This window comes from Kribbella kalugense (assembly GCF_004365875.1).
Lineage (GTDB): Bacteria > Actinomycetota > Actinomycetes > Propionibacteriales > Kribbellaceae > Kribbella > Kribbella kalugense.
Window position 1 is genome coordinate 3010384 of the sequence record NZ_SODF01000001.1, and the last position, 18577, is coordinate 3028960.

At 67.6% G+C, this 18577-nt stretch carries 18 protein-coding genes; 8 read left to right on the forward strand and 10 right to left on the reverse strand.

The window, feature by feature from the left end; translation table 11 throughout:
* Positions 1-5 precede the first annotated feature (5 nt).
* From EV650_RS14075 to EV650_RS14085, 3 genes are all read right to left on the reverse strand, one after another.
* Positions 6-833 carry a TIGR03936 family radical SAM-associated protein gene (locus EV650_RS14075; RefSeq protein ID WP_134119054.1) on the reverse strand — a complete coding sequence of 276 codons (828 nt, stop codon included), beginning with the start codon at positions 831-833 and terminating at the stop codon, positions 6-8.
* 18 nt (positions 834-851) lie between these two features.
* Entirely contained in the window at positions 852-1352 is a 501-nt protein-coding gene (locus tag EV650_RS14080) for an anthrone oxygenase family protein (protein WP_134119056.1), read from the reverse strand.
* A 101-nt stretch (positions 1353-1453) separates the two neighbouring features.
* A complete protein-coding gene (locus tag EV650_RS14085) occupies positions 1454-3700 on the reverse strand; it encodes a M64 family metallopeptidase (protein ID WP_134119058.1) in 2247 nt (748 codons plus the stop codon).
* A 120-nt stretch (positions 3701-3820) separates the two neighbouring features.
* Here EV650_RS14085 and EV650_RS14090 point away from each other — a divergent pair, with 120 nt between their 5' ends.
* The 4 genes from EV650_RS14090 to EV650_RS14105 all read left to right on the forward strand — a co-directional run bounded on the left by EV650_RS14090 (position 3821) and on the right by EV650_RS14105 (position 7090).
* On the forward strand, positions 3821-4315 hold the full coding sequence (locus EV650_RS14090; protein WP_134119060.1) for a hypothetical protein: 495 nt from the start codon (positions 3821-3823) through the stop codon (positions 4313-4315).
* Between the two features lie 62 nt (positions 4316-4377).
* Positions 4378-5175, forward strand: a complete 798-nt coding sequence (locus EV650_RS14095) for a lysophospholipid acyltransferase family protein (RefSeq protein ID WP_134119063.1) — start codon at positions 4378-4380, stop codon at positions 5173-5175.
* 39 nt (positions 5176-5214) lie between these two features.
* Complete coding sequence (locus tag EV650_RS14100; RefSeq protein ID WP_134119065.1) at positions 5215-6093, forward strand: prephenate dehydratase; 879 nt, start codon at positions 5215-5217, stop codon at positions 6091-6093.
* A 22-nt stretch (positions 6094-6115) separates the two neighbouring features.
* The gene (locus tag EV650_RS14105; RefSeq protein WP_134119067.1) at positions 6116-7090 is read left to right on the forward strand and encodes a GNAT family N-acetyltransferase; all 975 of its coding nucleotides are present in this window, start codon (positions 6116-6118) and stop codon (positions 7088-7090) included.
* Here the strand turns inward: EV650_RS14105 and EV650_RS14110 are convergent.
* Positions 7087-7629 carry a hypothetical protein gene (locus tag EV650_RS14110; protein WP_134119069.1) on the reverse strand — a complete coding sequence of 181 codons (543 nt, stop codon included), beginning with the start codon at positions 7627-7629 and terminating at the stop codon, positions 7087-7089. The genes EV650_RS14105 and EV650_RS14110 overlap by 4 nt on opposite strands.
* Positions 7630-7632: 3 nt before the next feature.
* Positions 7633-8238, reverse strand: coding sequence for a DedA family protein (locus EV650_RS14115; RefSeq protein ID WP_134119070.1), 606 nt, complete (start codon positions 8236-8238; stop codon positions 7633-7635).
* 254 nt (positions 8239-8492) lie between these two features.
* On the opposite strand from EV650_RS14115, the gene EV650_RS14120 reads away from it, so the two are divergent.
* From EV650_RS14120 to EV650_RS14135, 4 genes are all read left to right on the forward strand, one after another.
* The gene (locus EV650_RS14120) at positions 8493-10751 is read left to right on the forward strand and encodes a DUF8189 domain-containing protein (RefSeq protein ID WP_238174198.1); all 2259 of its coding nucleotides are present in this window, start codon (positions 8493-8495) and stop codon (positions 10749-10751) included.
* A 355-nt stretch (positions 10752-11106) separates the two neighbouring features.
* Positions 11107-12432 carry a M28 family metallopeptidase gene (locus tag EV650_RS14125; protein WP_134119072.1) on the forward strand — a complete coding sequence of 442 codons (1326 nt, stop codon included), beginning with the start codon at positions 11107-11109 and terminating at the stop codon, positions 12430-12432.
* A 5-nt stretch (positions 12433-12437) separates the two neighbouring features.
* The gene (locus EV650_RS14130; protein WP_134119074.1) at positions 12438-13763 is read left to right on the forward strand and encodes an HAD-IA family hydrolase; all 1326 of its coding nucleotides are present in this window, start codon (positions 12438-12440) and stop codon (positions 13761-13763) included.
* A 46-nt stretch (positions 13764-13809) separates the two neighbouring features.
* Positions 13810-14178 (forward strand): hypothetical protein, encoded by a 369-nt coding sequence (locus tag EV650_RS14135; protein ID WP_134119076.1) that lies wholly within the window; start codon positions 13810-13812, stop codon positions 14176-14178.
* Here EV650_RS14135 and EV650_RS14140 read toward each other — a convergent pair.
* From EV650_RS14140 to EV650_RS14160, 5 genes are read right to left on the reverse strand one after another with little or no spacing between them, the layout of a single operon-like run.
* Positions 14175-16106, reverse strand: a complete 1932-nt coding sequence (locus EV650_RS14140; protein ID WP_134119078.1) for a TIGR03960 family B12-binding radical SAM protein — start codon at positions 16104-16106, stop codon at positions 14175-14177. The two genes, EV650_RS14135 and EV650_RS14140, sit on opposite strands and share 4 nt — an antisense overlap.
* 37 nt (positions 16107-16143) lie before the next feature.
* Positions 16144-16599 (reverse strand): hypothetical protein, encoded by a 456-nt coding sequence (locus EV650_RS14145; protein WP_134119080.1) that lies wholly within the window; start codon positions 16597-16599, stop codon positions 16144-16146.
* Complete coding sequence (locus EV650_RS14150; RefSeq protein ID WP_134119082.1) at positions 16596-17249, reverse strand: hypothetical protein; 654 nt, start codon at positions 17247-17249, stop codon at positions 16596-16598. The genes EV650_RS14145 and EV650_RS14150 overlap by 4 nt, the downstream gene beginning before the upstream one ends.
* A gap of 60 nt (positions 17250-17309) precedes the next feature.
* Complete coding sequence (locus EV650_RS14155; protein ID WP_134119085.1) at positions 17310-18053, reverse strand: alpha/beta fold hydrolase; 744 nt, start codon at positions 18051-18053, stop codon at positions 17310-17312.
* A gap of 10 nt (positions 18054-18063) precedes the next feature.
* The gene (locus EV650_RS14160) at positions 18064-18519 is read right to left on the reverse strand and encodes an Lrp/AsnC family transcriptional regulator (protein ID WP_134119088.1); all 456 of its coding nucleotides are present in this window, start codon (positions 18517-18519) and stop codon (positions 18064-18066) included.
* Positions 18520-18577 lie beyond the last annotated feature (58 nt).

Genomic DNA, 18577 nt, shown 5'->3' on the forward strand with positions numbered 1-18577 from the left:
CGCGCTCAGGGCACAGAGGGAGCGGCGGCGTCGCCCTCCGCTGTATGCGTCTGGTGGTCGTCCGCCTGGCCGGTCGCGGTCGCCTGGGTGGCGTCGCGGTCACGAGCGAGCGGGTCGTCCACCGTGCCGGTTGCCGCGATCAGCGGGCCCTGGGCGAGCCTGGTCAGAAGAGCCGGGCCCGTCACCGGAAGCGTCGCTACTTCGAGCACGCCGGCGAGAACGTCGTCGGGTCTCACAGCCGGGGTTCCGTGCTGTAACACCACTTGCAGTATCGCACACGTCTCAACCGGCCCCGGTTCACTCGCGACGGTGAGTCGGAGAACAGCAGCCCGACAGTCGAACGAGCGAACTCCCCGTTTGGTCATGCGCTCGACCAGAATCTCCGCCTGACCGAGAAACGCCTGCACCGCCGTCTCGGCGGCAGCGGCATCCACACCCGGCAACGCGATCCGCCACTCGCTGGCCTCCAGCCGCTCGGCCAGGCCGCCAGGCCCCGCGACGACCACCTCGAGTACGTCGAGGCCGGGCGGCAGCGCCTCGTCCAGGGCGGCCCGGACCTGCTCGGCGTCCCGCTCATGTGTGAGCGATATCTCCAGGTACTCCGCCTCGGAGGCGGCTCCCGTCGGCGCGGCACCGGCGTACGAGATCTTCGGATGCGGGCTGAAACCGTGCGAGAACGCCACCGGCAGCTCGGCCCGCCGGACGGCGCGCTCGAAGGCCCGCTGGAAGTCGCGGTGTGAGCTGAATCGCAGCCGCCCGCGCTTGGCGAACCTCACCCGCAACTTCTGGACCGCGGGCAACTGCGACGACGGCGGAGCTTGAACTGGTGCCACGACCGCATTGTCGCAGGCTCAGGGCTGGGTCGCCGACTTGCCGGTCAGGTAGAGGGCCCAGCCGAGGAGGCCGAAGGAGACCAGGGCGAGGATGGTGCGGACCAGGTTGAAGGCCACCCATTTCGCCTCGTCGAACGCCGCACGGGCTGCCGCGACGTCGATCGTCGCCGGGTCGCCGGCGGCCTTCAGGGCGTCGTTCAGCGGGACGTTCACCGCCACCGTGACGATCATCGAGATCAGGTAGAGGACGAACGCCGCCACGATCCACGGCGTGGCCTTCTCCTTCAAGTTGAGCAGACCCGCGAGCAGCGTGAACAGCAGCGCGCCGACGAATCCCAGGCCGAGGAACAGCGGGTTCACGATCGCCCGGTCGACCGCCGTGAACGCCGCCACAAAGGTCTTGTCGTCGGTCTTCGCCAGCCCGGGCATGAAGGCGTTCGCGTAGATCGCGTACACCCCCGCCACCAGGCCCGTCATCATCGTGGCCGCCATCAGGGACGCCACCCGCAGTCCGTTCATTTCACTCCTCCAGTACGGCGGGAACTCCCCGCACTGGAAAAGTTATGAGACCAGCGCCGCCGCGAACATGTCGGCGAAACTCACGCCCATGTCCGCCTGACTCACAGCCGTGCGCACTGCCCGGAACGCGGCCCGGACACCCGGTTCGGCGCCTCGAGATTGGTCGGCGCCGGAGCGTTGGCCGAGCAGGTCAGCGGACCGTTGACGGTGTTTCCGGCCAGGGCCGGAGGCTGCGTGGTCGAGCCGCTGATCACCGAGACCGGCCCCTGAATCGTGCTCGCGACGACGACCACGCTTCGACTGACGTGATCGGCGCTGACGGGGCCGGCGACGGTGGAGCGCAGCAGTTGCAGGTCCGCGGCTTGATCGGCGCGGACCGGACCGGACACCCTGCTGTCGGTCGCCACGAGCGATGCGCCGGCCGTGACCAGGACAGGGCCGTTGACGGTCGCGTTGGTCAGGCAGGTGACGCCAGAGCGGACGTACAGCGGGCCTTGGGTGCCACTGATCGTCGTCGTGCAGGCAGGCGCCGGATGCAGCAGCGTGACCGCGAACCGGCGCGGGCTGCCGATGTTGCCGGTGGCATCGACAGCGCGGTACTCGACCTGGTGACGCCCATATCCCGGCGGTACGTCGTCCCACGGCACAACCCGCGGTACGCCGAGCTTGCCGTACACGAGCTGGTCGATCTCGGTCCCCTCGGCGGTGAACTTGAACGGCGCGGACGCGTCCGTCGGCCAGCCGAAGTAGTTGTACCAACCGTCACCGTCGACCCGGAACTCCGGTACGACGTACCCCGGGCTGTCGTCCGTTGCCGCGAGCCCCATCGTGAAAGCATCGTTGTATACGTATTCGGGCCCGCTCGCCTTCTGAACGGTGAGCAACGGTTTCGACATGGTCGTCGTCACGGCCGGCTCGACGCCGTCGACCTCCCAGGTGATCGTCTCGGCGCCGGCCTGAGCGGTCAGCGTGTGCCGGCCGGTCAGTTTCAACGGCTGCAGGTGGAGGTCGCGGTCGTTGCCAGGGTTCGGTACAACGGTGCCGTCGAGCCGCCAGGTGACGGCCGGCTGCTCGGTCGAGGACTGGGTGGTCTCCGCGTAGACAACCTCGTCGGCGCTGACCGGATGGTCGGTCGCCGTGGAGCCGGTGAACTCGACTGCCTGCTCAACCGGAGTCGCCGAGAGGGCCGGGTCGACGGTCCACGACCGGGAGGCGGTCGGGCGGACCGAGGGATCGCGGATGAACTCGGTCGGGTCCACGATCGTCGCGGTCAGCGTGTGCTTCCCGGTTGGCAGATTCAGCGTGGACAGATCGACAAAACGGGCCGTCGCGGTCGGCAGCGTCGTACCGTCCAACGTCCAGGAGACGGTGAGCTCGTGGTCGAGCGGATGCAGGGTCTGCAGCCAGACGACCTGGTTCGGGCCGACCTGACCGGCCGGGGTGCTGTCCTGGAACAGGTTCGCCTTGGCCGAGAGCCGCTGGGTCATCCGTTCCCGCGCGACCTGGTCGAAGTAGTACCCGAGCGCCTTCATCATCGAGTGCGCGCTGGGTCGCCAGACGCCCGAGCCGGCGTACATCCCGCCCTCGTACCGGCCGATGGTTCCGCCGGACTCCGACGGCTCCCCCAGCCAGCGGTACCACTTCGTGTGCTGGTCGAGCATCTGCTGGTCGGTCAGCAAGGTGTGGTGGATCGACGACGGTTCGGGGCCGTCGTACGGCGCTCCTCGCTCACCGCGGGCGTAGTAGTCGTACTCGTCCTGCAGTCCGCCCAGCGAGTGGCCGAGTTCATGCGGCGTGATCAGGGCCGACAGGGCATTACCACCGGACGCGGTGGCGTACGTGCCGCCGGCCCCGCCGTACGTGTTGCTGTTGCCGATAGCAAGGATCTGCCGGTTGGACGAGGTGGTGCCGGGCACCAGGTCGGCGTACTGCGTCGCGGCCGCCTGGCTGACCGTCAGCAGTCGCTGGACGCTGCCCGGGTTGCAGCCGCCCCAGAAGCCCATCCGCAGTGGGGTGTCGCGCATCGGCGAGCTCAGGCCGGGATCGCAGTCGACACCGGACTCCGGGGAGGCGATCTCGACGGCGTACACGTTGATGTAGTTCCGGTACGACTTGAACGGCTCGATGCTCCAGAGGATGTTCAGGTGCTTGTCGAGCTGCTCGCGGAACTTCGGCAGCTCGGCCGCGGTGTACCCGTCGCCCATCACGACCAGGTTGAACCGGGACGCAGCCGGGCCGGTCACCTGGATCGGTACGACGGTCGCGTCCGGTGCGGCCGCGTTGGCCGGCAGCGTGACAAGGGCGCCGGCGAGCAGTGCGAGGATCGCAGTCAGGACCTTGGTGCGCATGGTTCTCCCCCACCTGGGCGACGGTGTGGTCAGCAGCTTACGAACGAGCGGGCGACGATGTCAGCGGCTTCCGCGTGGCGACCGGGGGCGATGCACCTGGGGCGGCACTAATTTGAATTCATGACCAATCCAAATGACGGCACCGTCGCGGTCGAGCGGGAACGTGTGATGCGTCCGGTGATCCGGCTGGTGGCGATCTATCTCGGCCTGAGCATCCTCATCGCGGTGCTCGTCGCCGTCTTCCACCACAGCGTCCTCAACTACCAGTTCGCCCATGCCCCGAACCACGACTCGGCCGATCCCGCCGTCCGGGACCAGGTCCGGACCAGCCTGTCGTGGTCGCTGTGGTCGCGGCCCCTCACGGCGCTGATCATCCTGTTCGTCTACCTGCGCATCATCAAGGGTTTGCGGCACGGCAAGCGTTCGTCGTACCGGCGGATCCGGATCGTGGCGATCGTGGTGACCGTGCTGAACGTGTACTACATCGCCTCCGGCCAGAATCCGGTCTGGATGAGCATCGGTCAGGGCCTGCAGATCGTCGTACTGATCGCCACCTTCGTCCTCGCCAACCGCCCCGATGTCAAGGCACACTTCAAGCCGGCCCAGGGCGACTGATCCCCATCCGGGTTCCCGTACGGCATCATGAAGGTTCGGGGAACGCGTGAGGAAGGAATTCGATGACGGAACCGGCACAGTCGCCGCGGCGGGAGCCGGACCCTGCGGTCGTGGATGCCGGTGACGGCGACGGGCGGGGCATCTACTGGGTGCTGAAGAACGTGGTGGTCGGGCCGCCGGTCAAGCGGATCTTCCGGCCGATCGTGGTCGGCGCGGAGAACATCCCGGAGACCGGTCCGGCGATCATCGCCAGCAACCACCTCTCGTACTCCGACTGGATCTTCATGCCGCTGGTACTGCGGCGCCGGGTCACGTTCGTGGCGAAGTCCGACTACTTCACCGGGGCCGGGATCAAAGGCCGGTTCCAGCGCGGGTTCTTCAAGGGCACCGGGCAGGTGCCGATCGACCGGTCCGGCGGGTCGGCGTCCGAGGGCGCGATGCGGGCCGGGATGAAGGTGCTCGAACGCGGTGAGCTGTTCGGGATCTACCCGGAGGGCACCCGGTCGCACGACGGCCGCCTCTACAAGGGCCGGACGGGCGTCGCCCGGCTGGCGCTCGAGGCCAAGGTGCCGGTGATCCCGTGCGGCGTGATCGGGACCGACGTGGTCGCGCCGCCCGGCAAGGTGGTCGCGTCGTTCGCCTCCCCGACGATCAAGTTTGGTGAGCCGCTGGACTTCTCCCGGTACGAGGGGATGGAGAGCGACCGACTGATCCTGCGGGCCGTCACCGACGAGATCATGTACAAGATCATGGAGCTGTCGGGGCAGGAGTACATCGACATGTACGCCACCAAGGCCAAGGCGCTGGAGGGTCGCGCGGTCACCGGTGCGCCGGAGAAGGTCCGCAAGACGGACACCTGATCCGTCTGCTGAGATGGCCGGGGTCTAGGCTGGTAGATCGTGGACGGACCGATCGCTTACCAGGGTGAGCCAGGCGCCAACTCGGCGATGGCGTGCACCGAGATGTTCCCCGAGCGCGAGCAGCTGCCTTGTACGACGTTCGAGGACGCGCTCGATGCGGTCAGCAGCGGCCGTGCCGGGCTCGCGATGATCCCGGTGGACAACTCGATCGCCGGCCGGGTCGCGGACATCCACCACCTGCTGCCGGAATCCGGGCTGCACATCGTCGGCGAGCACTTCCTGCCGATCCACTTCCAGCTGCTCGCAGCTCCTGGTACGTCGCTCGACCGGATTCGGACCGTCCGCAGCCACGTGCACGCGCTCGGCCAGTGCCGCAAGATCATCCGGGAGCACGGCTGGTCGACCGTGGTCGCGGACGACACCGCCGGGGCCGCGCGGGAGGTCGCCGAGCTGGGCGACCCGACCGTGGCGGCGCTGTCGCCTCGTGCGGCCGCCGAGCTGTACGGCCTGGAGACGCTCGCCTCTGACGTCGAGGACGAGCACCACAACACGACCCGATTCCTGGTCCTGTCCCGCGAACCCGAAGTACCGCCGGTGGACGCGGGGCCTGTCATCACCAGCTTCGTCTACCGGGTGCGGAACGTGTCGGCCGCGCTCTACAAGGCTCTCGGCGGATTCGCGACCAACAGCGTGAACATGACCAAGCTGGAGTCGTACCAGCTCGGCGGGATGTTCTTCGCCACCCAGTTCTACGCCGACATCGAAGGCCACCCGGAACAGCCGAACGTCGCTCTTGCCTTGGAGGAGCTCGCCTTCTACTCGGTCGAGGTCCGCGTCCTCGGGGTCTACCCGTCCCACCCGTTCCGCGCCCAAATCGCCGAACCAGCCGCCAACCGAGCCCTCCGCCCGCACCACTGAGCCGTCCGCTTAGGGTTCTCCGATGGAGATTGTGGTGGTTGACGGGCGGGATGCTGAGGTTTTTCGGCGGTTTTATGAGGTGAAGTTCGGGGTTCGGCAGGAGCTTGAGTTTCCGGTGGGGTTGGGGACCGAGGAAGCTCGGGTGTTGATGAGTGGGGAGCATGCCGACGTTCGGGCCGAGGGGCTCGGGCTGGTGGATGGGGATACGTGGCTCGGGGTTGCCTGGCTGGATTGGTGGTTGGTGGGGAACACCGACACCGTTGACGTCGAGCTTGCCGTGGCGCCGGAGTACCGGCGGCAAGGGGTCGCCAGTCGGCTGCTCGAGGCCGCGATCGCCAAGGCCCGGGCCGACGGGCGGCGGATTGTGTCGGGGGCGAACCTGGCGGGTGATCCGGTGACGGGTGAGAGCCCGGGTACGGCCTTTGCCGCGGCGCGCGGGTTCGAGCAGAAGCATGCCGAGCTGCATCAGGTGGTCGAGCTGCCTGTAGCTGTGTCGGAGCGACCCGTGGATGGATACGAGATCGTGCAGTGGCGCGAGCACACGCCCGACGAGTGGCTCAAGCAGTTCCTGGAGTTGCTGAACGGGATGAGCGAGGACGTGCCGACCGGCGATCGGACGGACGCGCCGATCCAATGGACGCCGGAGCTGCTGCAGGACGCTGAGGCCCGGCGGGTTGCTCAAGGCCGGTTCACCTACACCACCGCCGCGGTCCACACCGCGTCCGGTGAGTTGGCGGCGTACACCCAGATGGGCGGTACGCCGGAGACGCCGGACCGCCTCAATCAGTACGACACCTACGTACGCCGTTCGCACCGCGGCCACGGTCTCGGCATCGCGGTGAAGGCGCCGAACCTCCGCGCGATCCAGGCCGGCGTCGGCCACCCCGCCGTACTGCACACCTGGAACGCCCCGGAGAACACCCCGATGATCGCGGTCAACACCAAGCTCGGTTTCCGCCCGGTCGCCCAGCGCACGATGTGGGAACGGGTCCTCTAACCGAAGGTCCAGGCCGGGTGGTTGGCCTCGATTACGGCGCGATGCCCGGCCCACTCCTTCGCGGGGAGCGCGGCGACGTCGAGCAACGTCGGCCGGCCGGACCGGAGTTCGTAGCCCCAGGTGAAGGCGGCGATCGGTACGACGGTGCGCGAGCGGATGACGTCCGGTACGACGACGAGGAAGGTGTCGGCGCGCCAGGTGCCGTCCGGGTGGTCGGGGTTGGCGGGAGCGTCGAAGAACGTCGGTAGGTAGCCGTACGCGTAGAACGGATCCGTCGCATCGAGGTTCGGCGCCAGGTCGACCGAGACGTCGGACCCGCGGGTGATGACCTGGATCCAGCCCATGATCGCGTTGATCCCGTGCCCGTGGTACCTGAGCGACGCCGTGCAGATCGGGAAGCCGCGGAATGCCTCCGCGTTCAGATCCGGTACGACGAGTTGGTGGCCGGACGCCCACGGGTCCTCGTTCGGCACGACCCGGACCGTGATCAGTCCACGTTGACCCCGGGTCTCGAACGGGATGGATCTCTCACGCTGCATGGATCAATCCTCTGAACGACGACGGCGGACCCGCCAGACCACGATCACGGCAACGACGACAGCTGCGACGACGAGTGCGGCCAAGCGGCCGAAGGTCTTCTCGACCTTCGTGTACGAGTTGCCTGCAAGGTAGCCGACGAGGACGACAGCGGTCCCCCAAATGATCCCGCCGGCCGCGTTGAACGACAGGAACTTCAGGTATCGCATCCCGGAAGCGCCCGCGAGCGCGGGCATGGTGGCCCGGAAGAACGCCACGAACCGTCCGAGGAACACCGCCGTACCGCCGCGGTCGGCCAGCTGTTTGCGAGCGGCGTCGAGCCGGCCGGACCGGCGTTTCAGGAACCTGCTCGCGAGTAGCCGTGGCCCGAAGTACCGACCGACTTCGTACCCGACGGTGTCACCGAGGATCGCGCCGGCGATGACGACAATGAGCACGATCGCGAGCGATGCATGACCGAGTGCGGCGATCACTCCCCCGAGTACCGCGGCGGTCTCGCCGGGCAGCACGAACCCAACGAACAAAGCGTCCTCGGCGAAAACGAGCAGGCCGACGATTCCGTACACAGCTAAGCCGTGCAGTCCGAGCAGCCAGTCGGTCAGCCGATTCACCCGTTGATCCCATCCGCTCTGCCCCCGTTGACAAAATCGAGGCTACTGGGATCCGAAAGCCTGGCCGCGAAGGGTTGTGCGCGGGCGGCGATCGGAGCAAGGTGAAACGCAGAGCAGTCAGTTGGGGGGCCGACTGTTCGGCGGGGGAAGGCGGTACAGACCGTTTTCGGTCGAGGGGTCCGCTGGGGGGTGATCTTCTCGGTTCGGCGCACGTTCGCCGGCCTGCTTGTGCCCCCCCCGTGGAAGGGGGAGAGATGCCCAGGAAGGCCAACGGGCGAGCGGACAAGCACGACGACAATCGGATGCCTGGCGAGGCACCGGCGGTCGCGAACGGCCACGCTACGAACGGACAGCCCGCAGCAGACGCGATGCCGGCGGCACCGGCTTCGAGCGGTACGGCGATGAGCAGCAGCGGAACGCCGGCTCCGGACATGAGCGGCGGAGGAACGCCCGCCGCCGAGATGAACGCCGGCGGATCACCCGCTGCGGACATGAATGCGGGCGGACAACCAGGTGGTGCCGGTATGAGCGGCGCGACCGGTGGCGGACGCACGGAACTCCCGAGCCGTCGTCAGTGCGGCGTGATGGATGTGCACCGACGGTTGTTGTCGACCTCCCCGGCGTACGCCGCCGCGCGGTCGGCGCTCGAGACCGCGACGCTGGACTACGTCTCCCGCCAGGAACGTTTCACCGGGACCGCCCGCATCCCGTGTGTCGTCCACGTCGTCTGGAACACGAACACGCAGAACATCTCGCAGGCCCAGATCGACAGCCAGATCGACGTACTGAATCGCGACTACCGCGCCACCAACCCGGACACCAGCATCGTGCCGGGCGTGTTCAGCGGCCTGATCGCGGACTCCCGGGTCGAGTTCTTCCTGGCCACCGAGGACCCGAACGGGAACCCGACGACCGGCGTCACCCGGACCCAGACGAGTACGGCGGGCTTCGGCACCGACGACAAGGTGAAGTCGTCGGCGACCGGCGGGATCGACCCGTGGGACACCGCCCACTACCTGAACATCTGGGTGTGCCAGCTCGGTGGCGGCCTGCTCGGATACGCGCAGTTCCCGGGCGGTCCGGCGAACACCGACGGCGTGGTCATCCTGCACAGCGGGTTCGGCACGAACGGTACGGCGGCCGCACCGTTCGACCTCGGCCGTACGACGACCCACGAGGTCGGGCACTACTTCAACCTGTTCCACATCTGGGGTGACGACGGCAGCGGCTGCAGCGGCACCGACGAGTGCGCCGACACCCCGAACGCGGCCGGCCCGAACTTCGGCGTACCGGCGTTCCCGCATGTGACGTGTAGCAACGGGCCGAACGGTGACCTGTTCTACGACTACATGGACTACACCGACGACCGCGGCATGGTCATGTTCACCACCGACCAGGTGGCGCGGATGCAGGCGACGCTGGACACCGCCCGCAAGGACCTGCCGGTCTTCGGCTCCGCGCGTACGCCGGAACCGGCCGGCTCGGTCGTGTCGTGGGGCGCGAACCGGCTCGACACGTTCGTGCTCGGAACCGACCTGGCGATGTATCACAAGTGGTGGGACGGATCGGCCTGGGGACCGTCCGTCGCCGGTTACGAGTACCAGGGTGGTATCTGCATGAGTGCTCCTGAAGTCGCGTCCTGGGGCCCGAACCGGCTCGATGCCTTCGTCCTCGGCACCGACCACGCGCTCTACCACAAGTGGTGGGACGGGTCGTCCTGGAACGGGTACGAGTATCTCGGCGGGGTCTGCATGAGTCCGCCGCGGCTTGCCACTTGGGGTCCGAACCGGCTCGATGCCTTCGTGCTCGGGACGGACCGGGCTCTGTACCACAAGTGGTGGGACGGCTCCTCGTGGAACGGGTACGAGTACCTGGGCGGGATCTGCATGAGTCCGCCCGAGGTCGTTGCCTGGGGCCCCGATCGGCTGGATGCCTTTGTTTTAGGGACGGACAACGCGGTATACCACAAGTGGTGGGACGGGTCGTCCTGGAACGGATACGAGTATCTCGGCGGGGTTTGCGCTTCGCCGCCGCGAGTCGTTGCCTGGGGCCCTGACCGGCTCGATCTGTTTGTCATCGGCACCGATTCGGCGTTGTACCACAAGTGGTGGGACGGGTCTTCGTGGAGCGGGTACGAGTACATGGGCGGCGTGTGTACGACGGCGCCGACCGTGGTCTCGTGGGGCTCGGACCGGCTCGACGTGTTCGTGCTCGGGACGGACTCGGCGCTCTACCACAAGTGGTGGGACGGAACCGCTTGGGGACCGTCGCTGACCGGGTACGAGTACATGGGCGGGATCTGCACCGACGAGCCGGGCGTGGTCTCGTGGGACACGAACCGGCTCGACGTGTTCGTCACCGGCACCGACAAGCAGCTGTACCACAAGTGGTGGGACGGGACCGCCTGGGGACCGTCGCTCACCGGGTACGAGGCCCTCGGTGGGGTCATCAGTGACTTCAAGGTCACGGTGCCTGATTCACCCGCCTCGATCGGACAGGCGGTGCGGACCTGACCACCACACCGATCGGGCACTGGACGCATTCCGTCGAGGAGGACCACGACGGGATCAGCGTCTACCGCCGCGACGACTTCGCCTTCCCGCCGGCCCGTGGCCGGCGGGGGGTGGAGTTCCGCCCGGACGGGACGTTCGTACGGCTGATGATCGGCCGCGGTGACGCTCCCTCCCCGGGTGAAACCGGTCGCTGGGACTCCAGCGGCCGCCTGTCCGTCCCCCCACCTGCCGCCCCGGACTCCCCCACACCGGGCGCGGCGGGCCCGCGCCCCGGACCGGCCCCGACCGGGCCGGGGTCGACGGGACGGATCGTCTCGGTCGAGCCGGACCGGCTCGAGATCGCTTGGGATAACCCATGACCACAGGTTCTGTGCGCTATCTCGTCGTACCGACCGCGGATGCCGCTGGTGGCGCGCGGTCGGTGCGGTTCGGGGAGAAGACCCTCCTCTGGGTCCCGGCCGACCAACGCCTCGGCCGGGCCTCCCGAACCGCTCCCGGTCTGCTGCTGGTCACGCAGGTGGGCCGGAGCTTCCAGGACGAGTACCCCGATGTCACGCCGCTGCTCGACCACGGCCGGCATCTGGTCATCTCGTCGGCCGACAAACCGCATCGGCGGTCCAACCACCATTGGCGGATCGACCCGATCCGCCCGAACACGACGATTGTCGACAATCAGATCGTCTCCGCCGCCCGCGTCGACCCGTCCGTCGCGGACCTGGTCAGTGAGGTGTCCACGACGGCGTACCAGAGCGACCTGACCTGGCTGGCGAATCTGCCGACCAGGCATTCGCTGAGTACGACGTTCACCCAGGCGATGGACTTCGCCGCCGACCGGATGGTTGCCCTCGGCTACCAAGTGACCCAGATGCCGATCACCGTTGGCGCCGGCCACTCGGCGAACCTGATCGGCGATCGGCCGGGCACCGGGACCAACCGTGAACTGGTGATCGTCACCGCGCATCTGGATTCGATCAACATCGCGGGCGGTCCGGCCGCGGCGGCTCCAGGTGCGGACGACAACGGCAGCGGGTCGGCGGGCGTGCTGGAGCTCGGGCGTCTCTTGTCCACGCGCAGTTGGCAGCACGACGTACGGCTGATCCTTTTCGGTGGCGAGGAGGAGGGCTTGTTCGGCAGCAAGCAGTACGTCGCTGCGCTGCCTGCGGCCGATCGGTCCCGCGTCCGTGCGGTGCTCAACATGGACATGATCGCGACCAGCAATACCGCGACTCCGGGCGTTCTGCTGGAGGGAGCGGCGGTCTCGTCGACTCAGATCACCGACCTCGCAACGGCGGCTGCGACGTACACCGGGCTGAAGGTCGAGACCTCGCTGAATCCGTTTGCCAGCGACCATGTCCCGTTCATCAACGCTGGTATACCAGCGGTTCTGACGATCGAGGGCGCGGACAGTGCGAACGGCCACATCCACTCCGCCAACGACACGCTGGCCTTCATCGAGTGGTCGCTGGCCGCGGAGATCCTCCGGATGAACATCGCCGCCCTGGCCGGCTGGCTCGAACCTGCCGCCGTACGACGCCGTCCACAACCAGCCGGCTCGGTGGTCTGCTGGGGTCCGGGCCGGATCGACGTCTTCGCGGTCGGAACGGATTCCGCCTTACATCACAAGGCTTTCGACGGCAGCTGGCACGATTTCGAGTCGTTGGGAGGTGGTGTCTTAAACTGACAGCTATGTGGAGCCCGAATGCGCGTGACGTTGGCGGACTTCCGACGCGGTACGGCGTACCGACGCGCGAGCGAGCTCTGATCCGTAGCGAGCTCCTCGACGCCGCTCACCTGCCCGAGTTCGAAGCGATCGACGCCGGACTGGTGCTTGACCTGCGCTCCGATTGGGAGCTGAAGCAACCACATCCGCTCGAAGACAGTTTGGTATACCAGCGGATCCCGTGGATCGACCCGGAGGCCGAGGTACGCCGGGTGCCCGAAGACGAGCCGCTGCTCGTCGACGTGTACCGCAACAGCCTGACTCGCAACGCGGCCCACATCGGCAGGATCTTCACCGCGATCGCGGACGCACCCGCGGGCCAGCCGGTCGTCGTGCACTGCAAGGCCGGCAAGGACCGGACCGGTCTGACGGTCGCGCTGCTGCTCGACCTGGTCGGCGTACCCCGCTCGGAGATCGCGGCCGATTACGCGATCAGCGAGGTCAACCTCGGCCTGCAGGACGGGCCGGAGTACTCGCGGACCCATCCGGAGACGATCCTCGGATCGCTCGAGCACGTGGACAATCGCTTCGGCGGAGTCCGTGCGTACCTCATCGGTCTCGGACTGAGCGAGGCGCAGATCCATCGACTGGCGAGCCGACTGGTGCCGGTGGACGTGCAGGCGATCGTGTTCGACTTCGACGGTCTGCTGATGGACACCGAGACCACGATGGTGGAGAGCTGGCAGGCCGAGTGGGCGCATCACGGACTCGAGCTCGATCTCGACGATTTCTGGCCGGGTCATGGCGGTGATGTCTCCGAAGACCGGTACGCCGTACTCGCGGCGGCCGTCGGCACCGGGTTCGACCGGCAGGAGAGTCATGCCCGGCGGCTCGATCACCGCGAAAGGATGCACGCCGAGCTCGACTTCCGGCCCGGCATCCGGGACTGGATCTCGACCGCTCGCGAGCTGGGTCTTCGGGTCGCGATCGCCAGCAGTTCGCCGCGGAGTTGGGTGCTCGGTCACCTGGAGCGGGTAGGCGCAGTCGAGCTCTTCGACCAGATCGCCACCGGGGACGAGGTGGAGACCCACAAGCCCGATCCGGCGATCTACGAGCTCGCTCTGCGGCGTCTCGGCGTACCTGGTGCGGACGCGATCGCCGTCGAGGACACCACGCACGGCGTCGCTGCAGCGCAGGCGGCCGGGATGTTCGCGGTCGCCGTACCCAATCCGTTCGTCACACCGGCTGCGGTCGCAACAGCAGACCTGGTTCTGAGCAGCGCTGACCAACTCTTGCTCACCGACCTGCTCCTCTCAGCCAGATCGAAAGGGTCGACGGTCGTAATTGAGTGACCTAATCTACTGACCCTCTGTAGGTTTCCAACCGGAGGGTGGACAGATGAGGAAGCTCGTAGGCGTGATCGCGGCCGGCGTGATGGCGGCGGCCGGGATGACAATCGCGGCACCGGCCCAGGCCTCGACGGCAGCATGCGACCTGGTCACGGCGAAGTCGGTCGGGTACTCCGCGCTGATGCTGTACGTCGCCGTCGGCCTGGAGGGCTGCTCGAACAGCGTCACCGAGGTCCGCGTCGAACTGCAGAAGGGCGACAGCGCAAGCGGTCCGTTCAGCACGGTCGCGGAGACGTACGCGTACTCCGGTGGCGGCGCGTGGTTCGACGAGGGCACCGGCTGCGGGTACTACGTCGGCGTCGCCCACTGGCAGGACCAGACCGAGACGACGCCAACCCCGGCGTACTACTGCAACTAGACGACCGAGAGCGGGAGGAGCTTCTGTCCGGTGGGACCGATCTGGATCTCGGTGCCCATCTGAGGACACACGCCGCAGTCGAAGCACGGGGTCCAGCGGCAGTCTTCGACCTCGATCGCGCCGTCTTCCTCGAGCGAGTCCTGCCAGTCCTCCCACAGCCAGTCGCGGTCGAGGCCCGAGTCGAGGTGGTCCCACGGCAGCACTTCGGCGTACTCGCGCTCTCGGGTGGTGTACCAGGCGAGGTCGACCGGCTCCGCCTCCAGCGCCGTCTGGCAGGCGGCGATCCAGCGGTCGTACGAGAAGTGCTCGCTCCACCCATCGAACCGGCCGCCGTCGCGCCAGACCGCCTCGATCACGCGGCCGACCCGGCGGTCGCCACGCGACAGCAGGCCTTCGATGATGCCCGGCTTGCCGTCGTGGTACCGGAAGCCGATCGCCTTGGCGTAGCCCTTCTCCGAGCGGATCGCCGCGCCGAGCTTGGCCAGCCGCGCGTCGGTCTCCTCGGAGCCGAGCTGCGCGGCCCACTGGAACGGCGTGTGCGGCTTCGGCACGAATCCGCCGATCGACACCGTGCAGCGGATGTCGCGCCGGCCGGACACCTCGCGGCCGGTCTCGATCACCCGCTTCGCGAGGGCGGCGATCGCCAGCACGTCCTCGTCGGTCTCGGTCGGCAGGCCGACCATGAAGTACAGCTTCACCTGCCGCCAGCCGTGGCTGTACGCCGCCGCGACCGTCCGGATCAGGTCCTCTTCGGTGACCATCTTGTTGATCACCTTGCGCATCCGATCCGACCCGCCCTCGGGCGCGAACGTCAGCCCGCTGCGCCGGCCGTTGCGGGAGAACTCGTTCGCCAGCGTGATGTTGAAGGCGTCGACCCTTGTCGAAGGCAACGACAGCGAGACGTTGCTGCCCTCGTACCGGTCCCCCAGCCCCTTCGCGACCTCAGCGATCTCACTGTGGTCGGCCGAGGACAGGCTCAGCAGGCCAACCTCTTCGAACCCGGACTGCTTCAGCCCGTTCTCGACCATGTCGCCGATGGTGGTGATGCTGCGCTCGCGCACCGGTCGGGTGATCATGCCCGCCTGGCAGAACCGGCAGCCGCGCGTGCAGCCGCGGAAGATCTCCACGGAGAACCGCTCGTGCACGGTCTCGGCCAGCGGGACCAGCGGCTTCTTCGGGTACGGCCACGCGTCGAGATCCATCACCGTGTGCTTCGCGGTCCGGAACGGAACGCCTTGGCGGTTCGGTACGACGCGCTGGATGCGACCGTCCGGCAGGTAGTCGACGGTGAAGAACTTCGGGATGTACACGCCGCCGGACTTCGCGAGCCGCAGCAGCACCTCGTCGCGACCGCCCGGGCGGCCCTCGTCCTTCCACTCCCGGATGACCTCGGAGATCGCCAGCACGATCTCCTCGCCGTCACCCAGTACGGCGGCGTCGATGAAGTCCGCGATCGGCTCCGGGTTGAACGCCGCGTGCCCGCCGGCCAGCACGATCGGGTCCTCGTCGGTCCGATCGACGGCGTACAGCGGGATGCCGGCCAGGTCGAGCGCGGTCAGCATGTTCGTATAGCCCAGCTCGGTCGAGAACGACAGTCCGAAGACGTCGAACGCCCGTACCGGCCGGTGCGAGTCGAGCGTGAACTGCGGGAGGTCGTTGTCCCGCATCACCTTCTCCATGTCCGGCCAGACGGAGTACGTCCGCTCGGCCAGGATGTGGTCGCGCTCGTTCAGCACCTCGTACAGGATCTGGACGCCCTGGTTCGGCAGACCGACCTCGTACGCGTCCGGGTACATCAGCGCCCAGCGCACACTGACCGAGTCCCACTCCTTGCTGACCGAGTTCAGCTCACCTCCGACGTACTGGATCGGCTTCTGCACAGTCGGCAGCAACGCCTCCAGGCGCGGGAACAGCGATTCGACAGTCATCGAGAACTTCCGGTCGAGGAGCAGAGCGCCTACCAGACTAACGCCGCTGCCCTCGCACGCTGGAATTGAGCGCCTGGTCGACCAGAAACCGATACTCGGCCAGATAGTCACCTAGTGCGGTGTCGAACTGCTGCTCGGTCGTGATCCGGGCGTCGTACAGGTCCAGCTCATGCCGCAACCTCACTGCCAGGTGATCCGGCAGGCGCCCGTCAGCGACCCGTTCGGCCAAGGCCACTGCACGGTCCCGGAGCTCGCGCCGACGGATCTCCCCGGCACGCACTTCTCGCCGCGGCGCCAGCCGGGTCTCGAGCGTCTTCTTGACTCCGAGCGCCAGCGAGGCGGCGATAATCGCGGCGTACCCGGGTGGTGGCAGGAACGTCACGACGTCAAGGCCTGCATCGAGAACGAAGGCCAGCGGACCCGCCAGCAGCAACACCGCGAGATCGGCCGGAGACGACACCCGATCCAGCAACTTCCCCAGGTCGTCGATCACCGGGACTCCATCCATCGGAGCAGATCGTTCAGGAGTTTCTCGCGCACTGCTTGGGGTGCCGAGCCGAACAACCGGGCAAAGTAGTGCAGGTGTTCCCGCAGTTGCCGACCGCCGTTGTGCCGGTCCAGTGCGTGAAGCGCGTCCGGGCGCTCCGACAGGGGCGCGCTCATGTATCGCATCAGGTCGATCGAGAGTCGGACGTCCTCGCCAGGCGCCTCGCCCATGATCGCCAGCAGGTCGGCGAACACAGTCTCGACCGGCCCGGACGGCGGGGACGGTCGGACCTCCGGGGTCGGTCTGGCTTTGGGGGTTGTTCCGGCGTCCGTGATCGGCGAGCCCTCGGTTGGCAGCCGCATCCTTCGCATCATCGCAGGGAAACCGACCCTGCTGTTCGCCCACTGCACACTCGCGCTGGGCCTGAAACTCAGCCGGTTGGGTTCTGGTTGCGGCGCAGATCTGCGCCGCAAGATCAGCGACACCAGTGCAGGAACCAGGAACAACAAGAGCACTGCGCCGATGGCGACGAAGAAGACCGCCACCGCATTCACGCCTGTCGGTACGGCGTCGGCGATGAAGAATGCGAACAGCCCCACGACCATGGCGAGGCCGAGAAGGTTTCCCTTACGCACTGGCTCGTCAGGCCCGCTCACTCACACCCCTTTCGATCACCCCATTGTTCCCGTTCGCAGTCGGGTGAATCCAGTGGGTGATCAGCCGAGGTGGGCGAGGAGTAGGGGGTTGATGAGGTGGGGGTGGGAGTAGGTGACCAGGTGGGCGGCGTGCTCGATGATTTCGAGGTGGGCGCCGGGGATCTGGCCGGCTGCGGGTACGACGGTTTCCGGCGGGATCGAGGTGTCGGAGTCGGCCGTGATGACGAGGACCGGGGCGGTGATGGTCGCGAGGCCCGGGAGGAGGTTGGCCGAGCCGAGTGCCTCGCAGCAGGCGGCGTACCCCTCGTCGGAGCAGTCGAGCAGCATCTGGCGGACGGGCTCGATATCGGTGAATTCGGGGAGGAACCATCTGCCGAGGGTCGCGTCGGTGATCGCCTGGGTGCCTTCAGCGCGGACCTGGGCGGCGCGGTCCGTCCACATCTGAGCGTTCTCCGCCGGGTTGGTCGGCGGGCAGATCACGACGAAACGGTGGAATCGGTCGGCAGCGTTCTGCGCCAGCCACAGGCCGACCGAGCCGCCTAGCGAGATCCCGACGTACGACGCCTGCTCGATCTCGAGCGCGTCCAGCAACTCCACGACGTCGCGACCCAGGTCGTCGATCGTGTACGGCCCGTCCGGCGCCTCGGACTTCCCGTGCCCGCGATGATCGAACGCCACCACCCGGAACCGCTGCGCCAGCACCTCGACCTGCGGCGCCCACATCGCCTGGCTCGCGCCGAGCGACGACCCCAGCAGGACAACAGGCGCGTCAGCCGGACCGGTCTCCACGTAGTTGAGTCGCATGTCCCCCACCCTACGAAGTCAGCGGCATGATCGTCGTGCGGTGGTGGTGTTCGAAAACGACCGAGCTGCGGATGTCGGCGATCTCCTGGCGTTTGGCCAGCGCGAGGACCAGGTCGCGGAGGGCCTGCGTGTCCTTCACCGCCACGTGCGCGAGGAAGTCCGACCCACCCGAGACCATGAACATGTCCAGCGTCTGCGGCAGGTCCATCACGTAGGCCTGGAACGCGGTCGCCACCGCCATCGCCTGCGGCCGGAGCTTGATCGAGATGATCGCCTGGGTCGACCGGTCGATCGCCTTCAGGTCGACGGCCGCGTAGTACCCGCTGATCACGCCGCGATCCTTGAGCCCGCGGATCCGCTCCAGGCAGGTCGACGGCGCGATCCCGAGCTCGGCCGCCATGTCCCGGTTGGTCCGGCGGGCGTCGTTCTGCAGCATCCGCAGCAGCGCCGTATCAAGTTCGTCCATGCCGCCCAGTTTCCCAGATCTGCCGAACGATGTTCGGAGTCGGCGTAGATCGGCCGCC